The sequence below is a fragment of the Mojavia sp. genome, assembly GCF_059505145.1.
In genome coordinates, this window is sequence record NZ_JCACKA010000047.1 from 349,901 (window position 1) to 366,789 (window position 16,889).

Below are 16,889 nucleotides of genomic sequence, written 5' to 3' on the forward strand. Positions count from 1 at the left end.
TGCTGATTGATGGAATGAATTTTTTTTCGCGCAAAGGCGCAAAGAATAAATCTTTAGCCTTGATATAAAATTTTAATTCATCCCGCATTGATGCAACGCCGGATCAATTTTGTTTCGCATATACCGCCCATGAACTCGCATGGTATGCACAAAATCGCGATCGCTAACTATTTCAGTCTACTTGAGTGGACTAAATCGGTTAAAGCGTTTTCATCTTGCTCAAATATTAGGCCAAATCACTTTTTAAGGCGTATATAAACTTCCCAAAGGTAGATGAACTACTAAAGGTAAGGATGATTTAATTGATGTGAGTCTTTCACTTCTATTGACAAGGTTTGGTAATTGCCAAGCCTTTTTCATTCTTATAGCCAACTTAAATAATATCAGATTGCCAGATACGTTTCTAAAGTCTAAGGTTAGATCTACTGCAATATGATGAATAAAATTTGGGCATTGCAGAATCGAAGTCCAAGGTGTAGATCAACTTAGAGTGTTAGTGTTTAGAAATGAAAAAACGCAAAGTATTGCTATTTATGCTGCTATTTGTAGCAATGATAGCAATCACTACCATTACCCAGCATAGCTTTCCTCTACAAGCAGCTTCGTCAGTTGGTAAAGATACACTGACGCTGATTACCTCACCGGATTATCCTCCTTATGAGTATTACGACACTAAGGGTGGTGAAAGGAAAATAGTTGGCTTTGATATTGATATTGCTAATACCATTGCTAAGGAACTGGGGTTTAAACTCAAGGTGATGGAGTCGGATTTTAACGGCTTAATTCCTGCACTGCAAGCAAATCGTGCTGATTTCGTAATGGCTGGGATGACGCCTACAGATGAACGACGCAAAAATGTTGATTTCTCGATCATCTATTACCAAGCGCAAGATACAATTGTTGCTCCTAAGAGTAGTAATTTAAAAAAACCAGAAGATTTATCAGGTAAAAAAGTTGGCGTACAATTGGGGACAATTCAAGAGCAAAATGCTAAAAAATTAGCTCAAAAAATTACAGGTATTCAATTAAAGCAACTTAACAAAGTTCCTGAAGTCATTCAAGAAATTAAATCTGGGCGAATTGATGCTGCTATTGTCGAAGATACTGTGGCTAAGGGATTTGCTCAAGCTAACCCAGATTTAGAATTTAATGTAATTCCCTCAGCGCAAGAGGCTACAGGTTCGGCGATCGCTTTTCCTAAAGGTTCCCCTTTAGTACAATCTTTTAACAAAGTCCTTCAGCAAATGCAGGACAGAGGCGAACTAGAAAAATTAGCAACGAAGTGGTTTTCCCTCAACACCGCAGCCAACGCCGCATCTTCAACAGCACCCGCACCTCAAGGTGGATTGAATTTAGACTTTAGAAGAATCATTCCCGATCTGCCATTTATTCTTCAGGGAATACCCTTAACTTTATTATTTACACTGTTATCAGTATTACTTGGTTTAATTTGGGGAACAATACTATCTCTATTAAAAATTTCTAATATAGAGCCACTAGGCTGGTTAGCCAACGCTTACACTTCTGTATTTCGAGGCACACCATTGTTGTTGCAGTTGGCATTGGTTTACTACGCAACACCCCAGCTGACTGGTTATGATATCCCAGCATTACAGGCGGGAGTATTAACATTTACTCTCAACTCTGGGGCTTATATGTCAGAAACTATCCGGGGTGGAATTCAAGCAGTAGATAAAGGACAAAGTGAAGCAGCAATGTCTATGGGTGTTCCCTATTCGTTGATGATGTGGGACATTATTTTGCCTCAAGGATTGAAGAACATTCTCCCGGCTTTGGTGAATGAAACGATTGGACTTTTGAAAGATTCTGCTTTAGTTTCAACTATTGGCGTGGTAGAAATTTTACGCAGTGCCCAAATCGTGGGAGCTAATAAATATATATATTTTGAACCTCTGCTGTTTGCTGGGTTAATTTACTATGTTTTGGTAATGGGTCTAACTTTTGGTGCATCTACACTCGAAAGGAGGTTGAGACGAAGTGAGTAAGGCTGTAATTCGTACAGAGTTTTTGTGTAAATCTTTTGGTAAACTCGATGTTTTAAAAGATATTTCGACTGAGATTTACCAAGGTGAAGTAGTAGCTATTCTAGGGCCAAGTGGCTCAGGTAAATCAACTTTCCTGCGATGCATGAACTTGTTAGAACGCCCCACCAGAGGACGAGTTTACTTTCAAGAATATGAAATTACTGCTCCCAAGGTAAACATTGCCAAAGTTCGGCAGCGCTTGGTTATGGTGTTTCAACACTTCAATTTGTTTCCCCACATGACGGTGTTGCAAAATGTCACCTACGCCCCGATTAAAGTTAGGGGAATAAATCAGAAACAGGCTTCGCAAAAGGGGTTAGAGTTACTTGGCCAGGTAGGATTGGTGGAGAAAGCGGATGTTTACCCCGCAAAACTATCCGGCGGACAAAAACAACGAGTTGCGATCGCCCGCGCCCTAGCAATGGAACCAGAGATGATATTGTTTGATGAACCAACCTCTGCCTTAGATCCAGAAATGGTTAAAGATGTGCTAGAAGTAATCAAAGCTTTGGCACAAACTGGGATAACAATGGCAATTGTGACTCATGAAATGGGATTTGCCAGAGTCGCCGCCAGCCGAATAATGTTCCTCGATCAAGGATGTTTGGCAGAAGACACCACACCAAGCGAATTTTTCCACAATCCTCAGTGCGATCGCGCCAAGCAGTTTCTAGAAAAAATGCTGTAACTCAGCACTCAGCACTCAACATTACGACTATTCAAGCTAAGAGACTGCGATCGCAGCCCATATTGTTAAAAATTATCAAAATAATGCCTCGCACTTACATCATTTAAGGAAGGCTGAGAAATGTGTCTGTAGAAAACAGCAGACACTCATCAAATTTTCGACAGCCTTACCTATGAATCGACCTCTAAAAGTTTGTACAAACAGTACAGTTCGCTTCTCTACAATTATTGCAACCCTGATATTTTTAATACTTGCTACTGTGTATGGACAGCCAAAAATTTACAGCGCTGTAGCACAAACACCAAATACAGATAAAGTCACCCCACCACAACAAAACCGTAAGGCAGAAGCAGATAGACTAGTAGAGACTGGGACTAAGCAGGTTGATGAGAATCAATATGAAGCAGCTTTGCTGTCTTTCCAACAAGCACTAACTATTTATAGAGAAATAAAAGACCGTCAAGGAGAAGGTAAGGCTTTACAAGGTTTAGGTAGTGGCTATGTTTTCTCAGATAAGAATGAGAAAGGGATAGAGTATTCTCAGCAAAGTTTAGCAGTTGCACGGGAAATCAAAGACCGTCTATTAGAGGGAAAATCTTTAAGTATTTTGGGTGTAGCGTACAAATCCTTAAAGGAGTACACCAAATCTCTAGATTACCAACAGCAAACACTGGTAATTGCAAGAGAAATTAAAAACGGTGAACTTGAATCAGATGCATTGCGGCGTTTTGGTCATATTTATTATGCTCAAGAGAATTACCAAAAGGCAACTGATTACTATCAACAAAGCTTGGCAGTTGCCCAGCAAATTAACAACCGTAAGTTAGCTATTAACGCAATAAAAAGTTTGGCGGATAGTTATAACTCGCTGAAAGATTACCAGAAAGCGATTAATTACTCTCAGCAAAGCTTGGCGATCGCGCGGCAGATTAATAACGGTTATTTAGTAGCTTCTGCTCTATTCAGATTGGCGGATTTTTATAATTCACTAAAAGATTATCAAAAAGCAATTAATTATTATCAGCAAACTATAGCGATTTCACGAGAAATAAAACGGCGCGATGGTGAGTTAGACAGCCTGTATCGCATAGGAAATATTTACTCCAATTCCTTAGATGATTCCCAAAAAGCGATTGATTACTATCAGCAAAGTCTGGCGATCGCAAGAGAAATAAAAAATATCGAATATCAATCTGTAACACTGCAAGCCTTGGGGCAGGTTTACAACTATAAACTTAAAGATTATCCACAAGCCATCAAGTTTTATCAGCAAGCATTATTACCAACACGCGAGAGCAAAAATAAAAACCGTGAATCTGACATTTTATATAACATTGGCAAAGCTTACCAATCTCTGCAAGATAAGCCAAAAGCTATAGATTACTTTCAGCAAAATATTAAGGTTAACTTAGAAATTAACAAACTCAATTGTGAATCACGCGATATTTATGCTCTTGGTGGAGCTTACCAAAACTTGGAAGAATATAGTAAAGCAATTGAGTATTATAATCAAGCACTAGCAATTGAGCGAAAAACTAACAAGCCTGATTGTGAATTAAATACTTTGACTACTATAGGTGACGCTTATAATTATCTTAAAGAATACCATAAGGCAGTCAATACTTCTCAACAAGCTTTAATAGTCGCAAGAAAAATTAAAGACCGTGAAAGTGAATTTAAAATCCTAGCTTACGGCTTCGGTAAGGCTTATAATTCATTGCAAGAATATGCAAAAGCTATTGATTATTATCAGCAAAGTGTCGCAGTTGTGCGGGATTTAAAGAAGCGCGATAAAGAATCTGATTTATTGAATGATATAGGTAGCATTTACCACGATTCACTTAAAGATTACCCCAAAGCAATTGAATATTTTCAGCAAGCATTAGTTATTGCTCAAGAAATCAAAAATAGACCATATCAACTCACCTCTATGAGAGGTCTTGGTCTGGCTAATTATAATTTACAGAAATACCAAAAAGCGATTGAATACTATCAGCAAGCACTAGCTATTGCTGAAGAAATTAAAGACTGGGAAAGACAAACAAAATTGCTAACAAATTTAGGTAATGCTTTTAGTGATATGAAAAACGAACCTCAAGCAATTACCTATTATCAACAAGCCCTAAAAGTGGCGAGGGAGAGCAAAGACCGAGATTTAGAACAAAATACACTAACGCAAGTCGGCGGGGCTTATTCATTCCAATTAGGAAACTTACCCCAAGGCATTAACTACTTTCAGCAAGCCCTAGTAATAGCAAGGGAAACGAAAAATCGTGCTGACGAGGGCAAGATTTTAATGCTTTTGGGAAGTGCTTATAACTACATGGGTAACTTGCCAAAAGGATTTGAGCTACTTCAACAAGCGTTATCCATTACTAAAGGAACTGAATTTGAAAGTGCTGTTTCGGTAAATATTGCTGCTATTTATTTAGCACAGGGAGATTATCTTAAAGCCATTGAATTGAGTCAACAATCCTTAGCAATTGCCAGAGGAGAAAATCCCTCAAAAAATGGACAGCAGATTAAAAACCGTGATTTGGAAGGACTAGCATTAGTTATTTTAGGCGCTGCTTACTCTGCTGGACAAAATGATGATCAAAAAGCCATCGAGTTACTACAACAAGGCTTGACTATTGCGCGGGAAAATAAAAACCGTTTTTTTGAATCGATGGCTTTGAGTTACTTAAGTCTTACTTATATGGGTCTCCAAGAGTACCCCAAAGCTATTGAGTTTGCCAAACAGAGTTTAGCTATTGCCCAAGAAATCAAAAATCCAATGGCAGAATTACTAGCCCTACCTTCATTAGGTGGTATTTACACTAATTTAGGAGACTATCAACAAGCAATTTCTTTTTATCAACAAACTCTGACAATTACTCGCAAAACGCAAAATCATTTAATGGAAGGTATTGCACTGCTATCCTTAGGCGGTATTTATTATCACCAAGGAAATGCCCAAAAAACAATAGAACTGGCACAACAAGCAACAGCCGCATTTGAGCAAAGTAAAAGTCCTGTAATGAAATCTTTTGCACTATTGAGTTTGAGCGGTGGTTATCAAGGGTTACAAGACTATCCAAAAGCTGTTGCTACAGCCCAAGAAGCATTGACTATTGTGAGGAAGCTAAAATTCCGATCGCTAGAGTCTAGTGCTTTAGGCCACTTAGGTTATGTTTACCGCAAATCGGGACAACTTCAAAAGGCGATATCTTTTTATGAAGAAGCATTAAAAACAAATCCCACTCCCAATATCCCAGGTAGTGGTGCTGGTGCTTTTACAGGTTTAGCACGCGCTTATCGCAGTTTGAATCAGCCACAGAAGGCTATTGAATACTATCAAAAAGCTGTTCGTGGGCTAGAGCAAGTGCGGCAAAAAATTCAAGGTTTACCTCCACAGTTGCAAACATCCTTTCTACAAGCTGGTCGCAAAGGCGAAACTAAGGCAGATACTTACCGAGAATTAGCAGATTTGTTACTTTCTCAAGGTCAGATAGCCCAAGCACGGCAGGTGTTGGATTTGCTCAAACTACAAGAGTTAAAAGATTATCTGAATATTAGCCAGAGAACTAGCTCGCCGCAACCATCAACTGACCCCAGTACCAACGCCATCCTTGATAAAGCAGTAGCATTGGGTAAGGAATTAGACACACTAGAAAAGATTCAACCCTCAAGTAAAAGAACGAGTACCCAACAACAGCGAATTATTGAATTGAGGAAATTTCAAACAGATATTCGTAAACAGTTTGGTGAATTTATCAAAAATCCAGAAGTGGAAAAACTAGTGGCAGAGTTACAACAAAGTACTGGTGGAGAAAATATCAACTTAGAAACTCAAGTAAAAACCATTCAGAACAATCTTCAGCGGCTCCAGCAAGATGCAGTAATTCTTTATCCGTTAGTTCTTAAAGACCGTCTGGAACTAGTGTTAGCAACTCCTTATGGGCCTCCAATTCATCGTACAGTTGCTGTTACTCAAGAACAACTGAACAGCGTTATTGAGAAATACCGTCGTGATTTGCAAAATCCCACTAGTAAGCCGAAAGTTTCTGCTGGTCAACTTTATGAATGGCTAATTAAACCTATCGAAAAAGACCTAGCTGAAGCGAAAACAAAAACCATCATTTACGCTCCCGATGGCAAACTGCGTTACATTCCTTTAGCTGCTTTATACGATGGTAAGCAATGGCTGGTGCAACGCTTCCGCGTCAATAATGTTACTGCTCTGAGCCTGACCAATTTCACCACTAAACCACAGCCACAATTGCAAGTTTTAGCTGCTGCATTTGCTAATTCTCAACGTAGCGTCAATATCAAAATTGGCAAACAAGATTTTACTTTTCAAGGGCTACAGTTCGCAGGTCAGGAAGTGGAAGGAATAGCAGCCACAATTCGTGATACCAAGAAATTAGTAGATGACCAATTCAACCCAGATATTGTTTATTCAATGAATGACTACAACATTGTGCATTTGGCAACTCACGCCGCTTTTGTAGTTGGTCAGCCAGAAGATTCTTTTATCGTGTTTGGTAATGGCAAGTATGTTACCCTGCGTGATGTGCAAAACTGGAACCTACCTCACGTAGATTTGGTAGTGCTAAGTGCTTGCGAAACCGGCTTGGGGGACAAATTAGGCGATGGTAAAGAAATTTTGGGCTTTGGCTACCAAATACAACGAACCGGAGCCAGAGCCGCGATCGCCAGCTTATGGTCTGTTGACGATGGGGGGACGCAAAATTTAATGGATGCTTTCTATACTGCGCTCCAAAAGCCTAACACCACCAAAGCCGAAGCTTTACAAGCAGCCCAAATAGCATTAATTACTGGAAATTACGAAGCTTTGAGCCAAAAGCGGGGCATAGTATTAGACCCAATCCCTGACAATAGTCAATTAAAACCAGCTAGCAATAACCTTAGCCACCCCTACTATTGGGCCCCTTTCATTCTCATCGGTAATGGGTTGTAACCCAGATTCCGCAGGTGCGATCGTAAATGCTGCATTTTAGAAGCATGACAGCATCGCCATTAGATATCAGGGTACAGGATATTGACCAAGTAAGGCATAGTTGCAGGCATCTGTGATGAGATGAATCTAGTATTGGACTTTCCAAACACTTATCCGTTCAAGTTAACCGCACAGCCACACTACCTGCATGAGCTGGTAAACCTTCTGCTTCTGCTAGGGTGATAGCTGCTTTGCCTATTGTTTCCAATGCCTGTTGATTACATTCCAAATAAGTAATCCGCTTGAGAAAATCGTAGACACTCAAGCCAGAGGCAAAGCGGGCAGAACGTGCTGTAGGCAACACATGGTTTGGCCCACCTAAATAATCGCCAATTGCTTCTGGTGTATAGCGTCCCAAAAACAGGCTACCAGCACACTTAATTTGGTTAGCAAGCAATTGTGGGTTATCTACGCACAATTCCACATGCTCTGGAGCTAGCTGATTTATTAGGGGAATACTTTCTATCAAATCACTTACAAGAATTATGGCTGCGTGTTGTTGCCAACTGGCAGTAGCCACCTCCCTGGTAGCTAAATTTGTCAAAATCTGCTCAACCGCCTTGATCACTTCCTGAGCAAATGTTTCAGAATCCGTAATCAAAATTGACTGCGCACTGGGATCATGTTCTGCTTGTGAGAGCAAATCCCAAGCAATCCAGTTTGGATCATTTTTGCTATCTGCGACAACTAAAATTTCTGATGGGCCTGCAATACTGTCAATTCCCACCCTGCCAAATACTTGTCGTTTTGCTTCAGCAACATAAGCATTACCAGGGCCGACAATTTTATCGACAGGAGCAATACTTTCTGTTCCATAAGCTAGTGCTGCTACTGCTTGTGCCCCACCAATACCGTAGATTTCTGTCACGCCAGCAATTTGCGCTGCTGCGAGTACTGCGGGATTGATTTCACCGCGAGGCATCGGTACTGTCATGACAATTCTATCCACCCCGGCAATTTTGGCAGGTAAGGCATTCATCAATACAGAACTAGGATAGCTGGCTCGCCCTCCGGGAACATAAATCCCCACGGTAGCCAGTGCTACCCAATTTAATCCGAGCTTGACCCCTACGGCATCGGTATAGCCAATATCTAGCGGCAATTGTTTGTGATGAAAAACCGCAATCCGTTCAGCAGCCACCTCTAATGCTGCTTTCACATCAGGGGAACATTGGGCTGCGTGTTCGGCAATAAAGCTATTACTCAGACGCAAAGACTGTAAGTTGAAGTGGTCAAAGCGGCTTGTATAATCCTTGACTGCGGCATCACCACGCACTTTGACATCAGATAGAATATCTCTTACTGTCCCGCTAACATCAACAGTTGCTTCCCGGCGATCGTTCACAAGGGCTTTGAATCTAGCAGAAAAATCTTTGTCGATTGTTTGAAGTAGCTGCATGGACAGTATTTTAGAAGCGCTAAGGTCAATAAGTATTTGAAATCGGGGTACAAACAATGACATTTTACCCCAAATTTATCCCTAAAAAAGCTTAATTTTTCAGCATAAATGATATACCATTCTTCAGTTGCTATAGATGTGAATTTTTCTTCGAGACCTTCTTCAGTAAATAGCTTTCCAAGCTTCTACAGTTTTTTTACCTATTTCGCTATCTACCGATTCTCCAGTTTCTGATAAAAGTCTAATACTCACATTTTGAGCAGGTGAATTTTTGAGAGCCGTTGCTAACTCGTTGCTGACTTTAAATCTACTGTTGTTTCCTTCTAAACGAAAGACGCGATCGCCTAGTTTAATATAGAGATTAGTAATCTTTAGTGTGTTATTAGATACTAAACACTCCGGTATTGCTCTAAAGGCGTGGTAGTATGAACCATACGAGCAATTGCGATCGCGGTAAGCTAACAAAAGGCGAACAGAATTCCGGCTCCAAAGGCTAATCACGTCAACCCTAGCATTATTATCAATAACGTTTCGCCAGAAATAATTTCGGTCAAAAATCCCCAGATAATTTCCTTCAAAAGGATCGTCAATCCTTACAGGCTTTGACCAAGGTACATTCATATCCGTACCCAAAGCCGCCGATTTTACTACTGGTAGTTCCGTAGATGCTGTGGCCATTCTTTGGTTTTCATTAGCTACCACTGGCTTGGAGGAAATTATGCTTGCTGTAGCCAAACTCAAAGATGCTAGACTCAATCCTACTCTTGCAAGTCTAGTCAAACTCCCAATTCTTTGATTTTTACCCTTAGACTGCATTAACATAACTGAATCAAAAATTTAGCTATTTAACTTATCCGAAAATTAATTATGAGTGCTTATCCTTTATGGGTATTACCTTAATTCGCAGATGAGCATACTACAAATATAGCTTCAATTTTGATCGTTGCTTATGCAATAAGCTACTCTAAACCAAACTTTACCGAGTGAAGAAATCAAACAGACGATTTCACTATTTTCTGACAAAAAGCAGGATAAATGATGAAAATATTATACTTCGTTTTCATGCAGGAAGGCATACAAACCTCCAGCTTTAACCGTAAGGGATACATCAACCTTGCAGATAATAATATTCACTTACGTAAGTATAAGTTTTAGTCTAACCGTTTAACTTCAAATCTCTGTAAACCTTCTGGTTGTTCGTATTCAACCTCAACATTTTTCACCACAGCAGCTGGAGGGCCAGCATGACACCAGCGAATCATCTCTTCCACAACTTCTCGTGACCCTTCAAAGACTGCTTCCACTCGACTATCAGGGAGATTTCGCACCCAACCTGTTAATCCCAACTGGCTAGCTGTATCTACTGTGGCGTAGCGATAGCCAACTCCTTGAACTCGGCCAGAAATGATTAAATGGGCACGGATAAGCTTTGGGTGTGGTGTGAAATTCTGCATTGATTGGTCTATTATTTACGATTTTTAGTCTACTTGGTTTGTCAATGCACAACTGAGTCTTGGCTGATGGTTCTTACCGCAGATGTGGCTAGGGATAAAATTATCCCTATATTTAGTAGTCTAGCTGGTTAATAGTGATAAATTGTTGTTCACTACCTGGATTGCGATCGCTATTAGGATGCATAGAGAACTGTTAACCATCAACTACATCCCCAATTCTCAATTTATTAATGCGTCAATTTGAAACTTCAACTTGCTTATGTCTAACTTGCCACCACTCAATACAGAAACTATTTGGGCAATTCTCAATGAGACAATTGATGATGCCACAGTCAACCATTTAGTATGGCACTATTTAGGTTATCGCTACAACAGTGCAAATGAACAATGGGACACTAGCGAAGTAGCGTCAGAATGGCGCGATGAGTACCCACAACCACCAGATTTTATTGATAGTCGTCCTGCAACAGTCAAATTGACTCGTTCTATCCCTCAACACAACAAACAAATACTCAAAGAAAAGTTGGGTTTTAAAGGTTACAAAATTGGCGAATTCGGCCCTCGGCAGACTCGCAGGGCAACAGCTGCGAATTGGTTGTTAAGTTATCTCCAACAAACTAGCGAAGACTTGGGCTAATTTTAAGTAGCAGATATTTAGGCATATCATGATAATTTTGCCTTCAAATATCTGCTAATTATTTGCTTTTTAAACTTTATTTATGAGTAAAAACCACTCGGCACTGATGCTCAAAAGTTTTTACTATAAAATATATTGGTATTCAAAATCAGCAAGTATTTAACTGATTAAATAATTTTCTTTTAGCAAAAATCACCAAATCAAAAAATTATTACTTTAGATAGACGTATTGCTTAATTAAATATTTCTAGGGAACGATTGGCTAATTTAATAGGAAATCAGAGAATACTTTTACCAAGTATTTCTACTTCCAAAAATCACATATATGGCAAAGCCAATTGAATTTAATTTATTTGCACCCTACAACAAAGGAGCAGTATTAATTGGTTCTTTTTCCGACTGGAAAGAAATTCCTATGGAAAAAGGTGATGATGGTTATTTTCGTACTTCTGTTGAATTAGAAGATGGGGAATATCAATATAAATTCCGTGTGCAATCAAACTCATGGTTTTTAGAACCAGAACAGTGGGTTGATGTCACAGATCCTTATGCAACTGATATTGACGAATTTGGCGGTAAAGATAATGGTATTGTTCGGATTAAAGATGGCGAAAGGATTATCGATACATACGTTTGGCAACATGATGATAAACCTCTACCTGCTGACCACGAGTTAATCATTTATGAATTGCATGTTGGAGACTTCTCTGGTGGCGAAGATGATCCTTATGCACGAGGCAAATATAAACACGTTATTGAAAAACTAGATTATTTATGTGAACTGGGAATCAACGCTATTGAGTTGATGCCAGTTAAAGAATATCCAGGTGATTATAGCTGGGGTTACAATCCCCGCCATTTTTTTGCACCTGAATCCAGTTATGGTTCGACAGCTGGGTTAAAAAACCTCATTGATGAGTGTCATGCTAGAGGCATTCGCGTCATTATGGACGGTATTTATAATCACTCAGAAGCTTCTAGCCCATTAACACAAATCGACCACGATTATTGGTATCATCACGAGCCTCGTGACCCTGATAATAGTTGGGGGCCTGAGTTCAATTATGAACACTATGACGAAAATTTAGACACATATCCGGCACGAAAATTTGTCGGTGATACCGTAAGATTTTGGGTTGAAGAATATCACTTAGATGGTATTCGCTATGATGCAGCACGGCAGATTGCCAATTACGATTTCATGCACTGGATTGTTCAAGAAGCGAAAAAAGCTGCTGGTTCTAAACCTTTTTACAATATTGCAGAACACATACCTGAAACTACCAGCATTACCAATATCGATGGCCCAATGGATGGTTGCTGGCATGACAGTTTCCGTTATATAATTACAGAACACATTTGTGGTGATACTTTTGATTTAGAAAACCTCAAAGATGTAATTGACTGTAAACGTCAAGGCTTCATGGGTGCAACCAACGTCGTAAATTACCTCACCAACCACGACCATGATCGTCTTATGGTGGAACTAGGTAATCGTAATATTTTTGATGAAGAAGCCTTTAAACGCGTTAAGTTAGGAACAGCGATTCTAGTAACATCTGTTGGCGTACCTTTGATTTGGATGGGTGAAGAATTTGGTGAATACAAACCCAAACAACCCGAATCAGCCAAAATTGATTGGACATTACTAGGTAATGGCTTAAATTCTAGTTTGTTTGAATACTATAAAGGCTTGGTTAATTTGCGTAAAACTAGTCATGCACTCTACACAGAGAATATCGATTTTATCCACGAAAATCCAGAAGCAAAAGTCCTAGCCTACAGCCGTTGGAATGATGGTGGTTCTCGTGTAGTTGTTGTAGCAAATTTCTCAGAAAACTTCTTAGCTGAGTATCATGTTCCTAATTTTCCCTGTAGTGGCACATGGCACGAGTGGACAGGTAATTATGATGTCGAAGCTGGTGATGATGGCATCATAACTGATATAGGGCCCTACGAAGCCAAAGTGTTTGTTTGGCAATAAATAGATACGCCTTTACAGGTTTATCTATTTAGTAACCAATAAAAGGGGGGAGTACTGCCCCCTTTTTATTTACAATATTAATATGGCTAACTGAATTATCCGCACTTGTTTGGTCTAATTAAACACGTTTAATTATTATTTTATATAGTAATACAGTAGCAATTTAGAAAAAGTCTTTAATTTTATAATACACTTTGTCTTTAAAATGTGTATATAATTTTTACGCTAGAACACAGCAGCGTAAATCACAAGTTCTGCTCCATGCACAACCAATTATTCGACGCCAACATTGAGAATTCTCACGTCTTATTAACTCCCAACGAAGTAAAAACAAAATTACCTTTAACTCCACTAGCTGAACACACAGTTTTGAAATCTAGACAAGAATTAGAGCAAATTCTAGATTTCCAGGATAGAAGAAAATTTATAGTAGTTGGGCCCTGTTCAATCCACGATCCAAAAGCAGCACTAGAATATTCAGAAAAACTAAATATTCTGGCTGAGAAAGTCCAAGACAAACTACTGTTGATTATGCGGGTTTACTTTGAAAAACCCAGAACAACAGTAGGATGGAAAGGTTTAATTAACGATCCTGAGATGGATGATTCTTTCCATGTAGAAAACGGTTTATTAATTGCCCGTAGCTTGCTTTTACAAATTGCTGAATTAGGATTACCTGCTGCTACAGAAGCTCTAGACCCGATTATACCTCAGTACATTAGTGAACTAATTGCCTGGTCTGCAATTGGAGCGCGCACAACCGAATCACAAACTCACCGTGAAATGGCAAGTGGACTTTCGATGCCTGTGGGTTTTAAAAACGGGACTGATGGTAACATTCAAGTGGCTTTAAATGCCCTGCACTCAGCTAGAAACCCCCACAATTTTCTAGGAATTAATCAAGACGGACAAGTCAGCGTATTTCAAACTAGAGGCAATCCTTACGGTCACGTTATTTTAAGGGGTGGTAATCAGCCAAATTTCGATGCAGAAAATGTGAAACTAGTGGAACAAAAGTTAAAAGAGGCAAGTTTACCACCGCGAATCGTGATTGACTGTAGTCATGGTAATACAAATAAAGACTACAGACGGCAAGCTTCTGTATTTGAAGACGTTACTCAACAAATTGTTGATGGCAATACCTCAATAGTTGGCATGATGCTGGAATCGAATTTGTATGAAGGTAGCCAACCGCTTACTTGTAAAAAAGAGGAATTACAATACGGTGTTTCAGTCACTGATAAATGTATTGGCTGGGAGGAAACAGAAAAAATTATTTTAGCAGCCTACGAAAAACTTAAGTAGTTTTAGTGATACGCAGATTACAGCCGCTAGTAAGCATCTAGCGGCTTTTTAAGATTGTTTTGAGGTAGGGTATCGTATTACAAATAAAGATAAAAATCGATATGGTATAACAAAAAATTTCTGCCATTTAAATTTAAAAAGCTTTTCTTAGATACTGAAAGCATTGCAAAGCACAAAATCAAATTGGTGTACGCAAAACCAATACAAACTAATAATTTACCTCCTCAATTAAATTTGAGGAGGTAATGTATTGCTATGTAATAATGACATTCACCTCCTTATGCAGATATCTAGAACGCCTAATTTTCTACTTACAAAACCGTGCCAACTTCTTTCAAATAAACTCGTGTAAATGGTTCCTCTTCTCCCAAGGTGTAATCTTCAATTAAACCCTTGCGGCTAATAGAAATATCGTTTCCTTTTCTAATCACCACAGTAGAACCATCAAAAACATCCCGCACTAACATCATTTCAGGCTCAGTGGGATTATCTAGAACGACCATGTTACTACCCTGGTAAAACATACCATCCTTTTCCAGGATATCTCCCCCATACTCGGCAATCAGTAAATCCAGTTTTGGATTACGTAACAAACTTTGGATGTTGCTGTTGTAATCTTTACTGATTACTTTTTTCGAGCGATTTACGAAAACTGCATCACGGCAAACAGCACCAATTATCCAGTCAGGATGTTGCAAAAGAATATGGTCAATCGTTTCTTGCAGTTCCTGAACTGCAATTTTATTAAAGGTGATAATTGGTATTCTGGCATCTGTACCTGACTCAAAGAAAGTTCCCAGAATATGGGAAGGTACATCAACGCTTTCTCCAATAGCAGGGTTAAGATGCATCAAAATGCCAGGTGCGGCGTTGATTTCTAAGATGGCAAAGTTGCCAGATTTCCACGATTCTGAAAGACTTGGAGCAATGACATCAATACCAAGGCAAGTCAGGCGGAAGTGTTGGGCAATGTCTTGCGCCAAAATAATATTGTCATGGTGAACTGTATGCGTTGCATTAATACTCATACCGCCAGCTGAGAGATTAGCTACTTTACGCAGATACACAGTGCGGTCTTTCTCAACGACGCTATCCAACGACAAGCCTTGTTCTTCTAGGTACAATTCCATCGCGTCATCACGCTGGATTTTGCTCATTGGCGAAGTGGGTGTATCCAAACGAGCAGGTTTGCGATTTTCTTGTCTAATTAACTCATCAATCGTTGAATATCCATTGCCTACAATCGATGCTGGGCGGCGTTCGGTTGCGGCGATGAATTTACCATCAACACATAGCAAGCGAAAATCTGATCCAGATATGCTTTTCTCCACAATTATTCGTGTGGGTTGTTCTTCTGGAATCGCAGCAAGTGCCCGATCATAAGCAGATTGTAATTCTAGGGAGTCCTGCACATCAGCCGTCACACCAATTCCTTTGTGACCGACTACAGGTTTGACTGCAACGGGATAGCCAATTTCTCTTGCTACTGCTAGGGCTTCCTTTTCGGATACAACAATATCGCCCTTTGGTACTGGGAAACCTAACGTGTGTAGAAAAGCTTTGCAGTCATCTTTACGAGTTGTAAAGTCAGAATCAATGTGACTATCACAGTCAAAAGTTGTTGCTACACCACGAATATGGTTTTTTCCATAACCATATTGCATTAGTCCTTCTTCCCACAGGTAAAAAACTGGAATACCTTTAGCGTGGGCTGTCCGCAATAAGGCGTATACTGTAGGGCCACCGTAGACAGATTGTCGAAATCTATTTTGTAGCCGCACTAACTCCTCATCAAATAGAAAGTCTGCATCTCGGTCTATGGCTTCAAACCAGTCCCATACAAAGTAGACTACTCCTTTAGTAGTGCGTTCATGAAGCGACTCTAGAGCAATACGCACATCATTTGAAGATGATTTTACACTCCAGCGGCTTAAGTGTAAACCCATGTCCAGCTTACCTACTTCTGATGCAGTTTGGGCAAACAAATGGGCATAGGATTCGTATTCTTGATTGCCTAAATGTGGGTAGCGATCGCTAATAATTGAAACATACTCCTCAATAGGCAGAGGTTTTCTATACTCACTCACAACAAAATCGAATACTAAAGCCCCTACATTCAAATAAGGGTTTGCGCCAATGTAATGGTTGAAGTGGAAAATATCGAATACATCAGTTTTTCTGGCATTGATGCGGACTGCATCGGTGCTTTTTTCTTGCAGCATTGATAATAAACCTTTAGCTAAACACCCTGAAGTCCGGACGCTGATTGCGTTTATCCAGACTCATCGATTGTCAATTAATTCTCCTTAGTTTTTGGGGAGCGATCGCTTTGCTGCTGATCCGAGTATAAAACTCAACCTTTCTTGGCACAGCCT

The 16,889-nt window shown here is 39.6% G+C and carries 10 protein-coding genes; 6 read left to right on the plus strand and 4 right to left on the minus strand.

The window, feature by feature from the left end; translation table 11 throughout:
* The first annotated feature begins 506 nt into the window (after window positions 1-506).
* The 3 genes from AC5JL8_RS08720 (at window position 507) to AC5JL8_RS08730 (ending at window position 7,696) form a co-directional block, all read left to right on the plus strand.
* Window positions 507-2,006: an ABC transporter permease subunit gene (locus tag AC5JL8_RS08720; RefSeq protein WP_495879377.1), complete on the plus strand. Its 1,500-nt coding sequence runs from the start codon at window positions 507-509 to the stop codon at window positions 2,004-2,006.
* Entirely contained in the window at window positions 1,999-2,733 is a 735-nt protein-coding gene (locus tag AC5JL8_RS08725) for an amino acid ABC transporter ATP-binding protein (protein WP_495879378.1), read from the plus strand. The genes AC5JL8_RS08720 and AC5JL8_RS08725 overlap by 8 nt, the downstream gene beginning before the upstream one ends.
* 172 nt (window positions 2,734-2,905) lie before the next feature.
* A complete protein-coding gene (locus AC5JL8_RS08730) occupies window positions 2,906-7,696 on the plus strand; it encodes a CHAT domain-containing protein (protein WP_495879379.1) in 4,791 nt (1,596 codons plus the stop codon).
* 157 nt (window positions 7,697-7,853) lie between these two features.
* Here AC5JL8_RS08730 and hisD read toward each other — a convergent pair whose 3' ends face one another.
* From hisD to AC5JL8_RS08745, 3 genes are all read right to left on the minus strand, one after another.
* A complete protein-coding gene (gene hisD / locus AC5JL8_RS08735) occupies window positions 7,854-9,134 on the minus strand; it encodes a histidinol dehydrogenase (protein ID WP_495879380.1) in 1,281 nt (426 codons plus the stop codon).
* 162 nt (window positions 9,135-9,296) lie between these two features.
* Complete coding sequence (locus AC5JL8_RS08740; protein WP_495879381.1) at window positions 9,297-9,914, minus strand: hypothetical protein; 618 nt, start codon at window positions 9,912-9,914, stop codon at window positions 9,297-9,299.
* A 371-nt stretch (window positions 9,915-10,285) separates the two neighbouring features.
* Complete coding sequence (locus AC5JL8_RS08745; protein WP_495879382.1) at window positions 10,286-10,588, minus strand: acylphosphatase; 303 nt, start codon at window positions 10,586-10,588, stop codon at window positions 10,286-10,288.
* Between the two features lie 259 nt (window positions 10,589-10,847).
* Between AC5JL8_RS08745 and AC5JL8_RS08750 the strand changes: the two genes are divergently transcribed.
* The 3 genes from AC5JL8_RS08750 (at window position 10,848) to AC5JL8_RS08760 (ending at window position 14,514) form a co-directional block, all read left to right on the plus strand.
* Window positions 10,848-11,225 carry a DUF1823 family protein gene (locus AC5JL8_RS08750; protein ID WP_495879383.1) on the plus strand — a complete coding sequence of 126 codons (378 nt, stop codon included), beginning with the start codon at window positions 10,848-10,850 and terminating at the stop codon, window positions 11,223-11,225.
* A 325-nt stretch (window positions 11,226-11,550) separates the two neighbouring features.
* Window positions 11,551-13,209, plus strand: a complete 1,659-nt coding sequence (locus AC5JL8_RS08755; RefSeq protein ID WP_495879384.1) for an alpha-amylase family glycosyl hydrolase — start codon at window positions 11,551-11,553, stop codon at window positions 13,207-13,209.
* 261 nt (window positions 13,210-13,470) lie between these two features.
* The gene (locus tag AC5JL8_RS08760) at window positions 13,471-14,514 is read left to right on the plus strand and encodes a 3-deoxy-7-phosphoheptulonate synthase (protein WP_495879385.1); all 1,044 of its coding nucleotides are present in this window, start codon (window positions 13,471-13,473) and stop codon (window positions 14,512-14,514) included.
* A 311-nt stretch (window positions 14,515-14,825) separates the two neighbouring features.
* Here AC5JL8_RS08760 and AC5JL8_RS08765 read toward each other — a convergent pair whose 3' ends face one another.
* On the minus strand, window positions 14,826-16,736 hold the full coding sequence (locus AC5JL8_RS08765) for an acetate--CoA ligase family protein (RefSeq protein ID WP_495879386.1): 1,911 nt from the start codon (window positions 16,734-16,736) through the stop codon (window positions 14,826-14,828).
* Window positions 16,737-16,889 lie beyond the last annotated feature (153 nt).

Bases quoted from the DNA above. Each gene is read 5' to 3' on its own strand.
- AC5JL8_RS08720 (WP_495879377.1), top strand. From the start codon at position 507: ATGAAAAAACGCAAAGTATTGCTATTTATGCTGCTATTTGTAGCAATG.
- AC5JL8_RS08730 (WP_495879379.1), top strand. From the start codon at position 2,906: ATGAATCGACCTCTAAAAGTTTGTACAAACAGTACAGTTCGCTTCTCT.
- hisD (WP_495879380.1), bottom strand. From the start codon at position 9,134: ATGCAGCTACTTCAAACAATCGACAAAGATTTTTCTGCTAGATTCAAA.
- AC5JL8_RS08745 (WP_495879382.1), bottom strand. From the start codon at position 10,588: ATGCAGAATTTCACACCACACCCAAAGCTTATCCGTGCCCATTTAATC.
- AC5JL8_RS08750 (WP_495879383.1), top strand. From the start codon at position 10,848: ATGTCTAACTTGCCACCACTCAATACAGAAACTATTTGGGCAATTCTC.
- AC5JL8_RS08755 (WP_495879384.1), top strand. From the start codon at position 11,551: ATGGCAAAGCCAATTGAATTTAATTTATTTGCACCCTACAACAAAGGA.
- AC5JL8_RS08760 (WP_495879385.1), top strand. From the start codon at position 13,471: ATGCACAACCAATTATTCGACGCCAACATTGAGAATTCTCACGTCTTA.
- AC5JL8_RS08765 (WP_495879386.1), bottom strand. From the start codon at position 16,736: ATGCTGCAAGAAAAAAGCACCGATGCAGTCCGCATCAATGCCAGAAAA.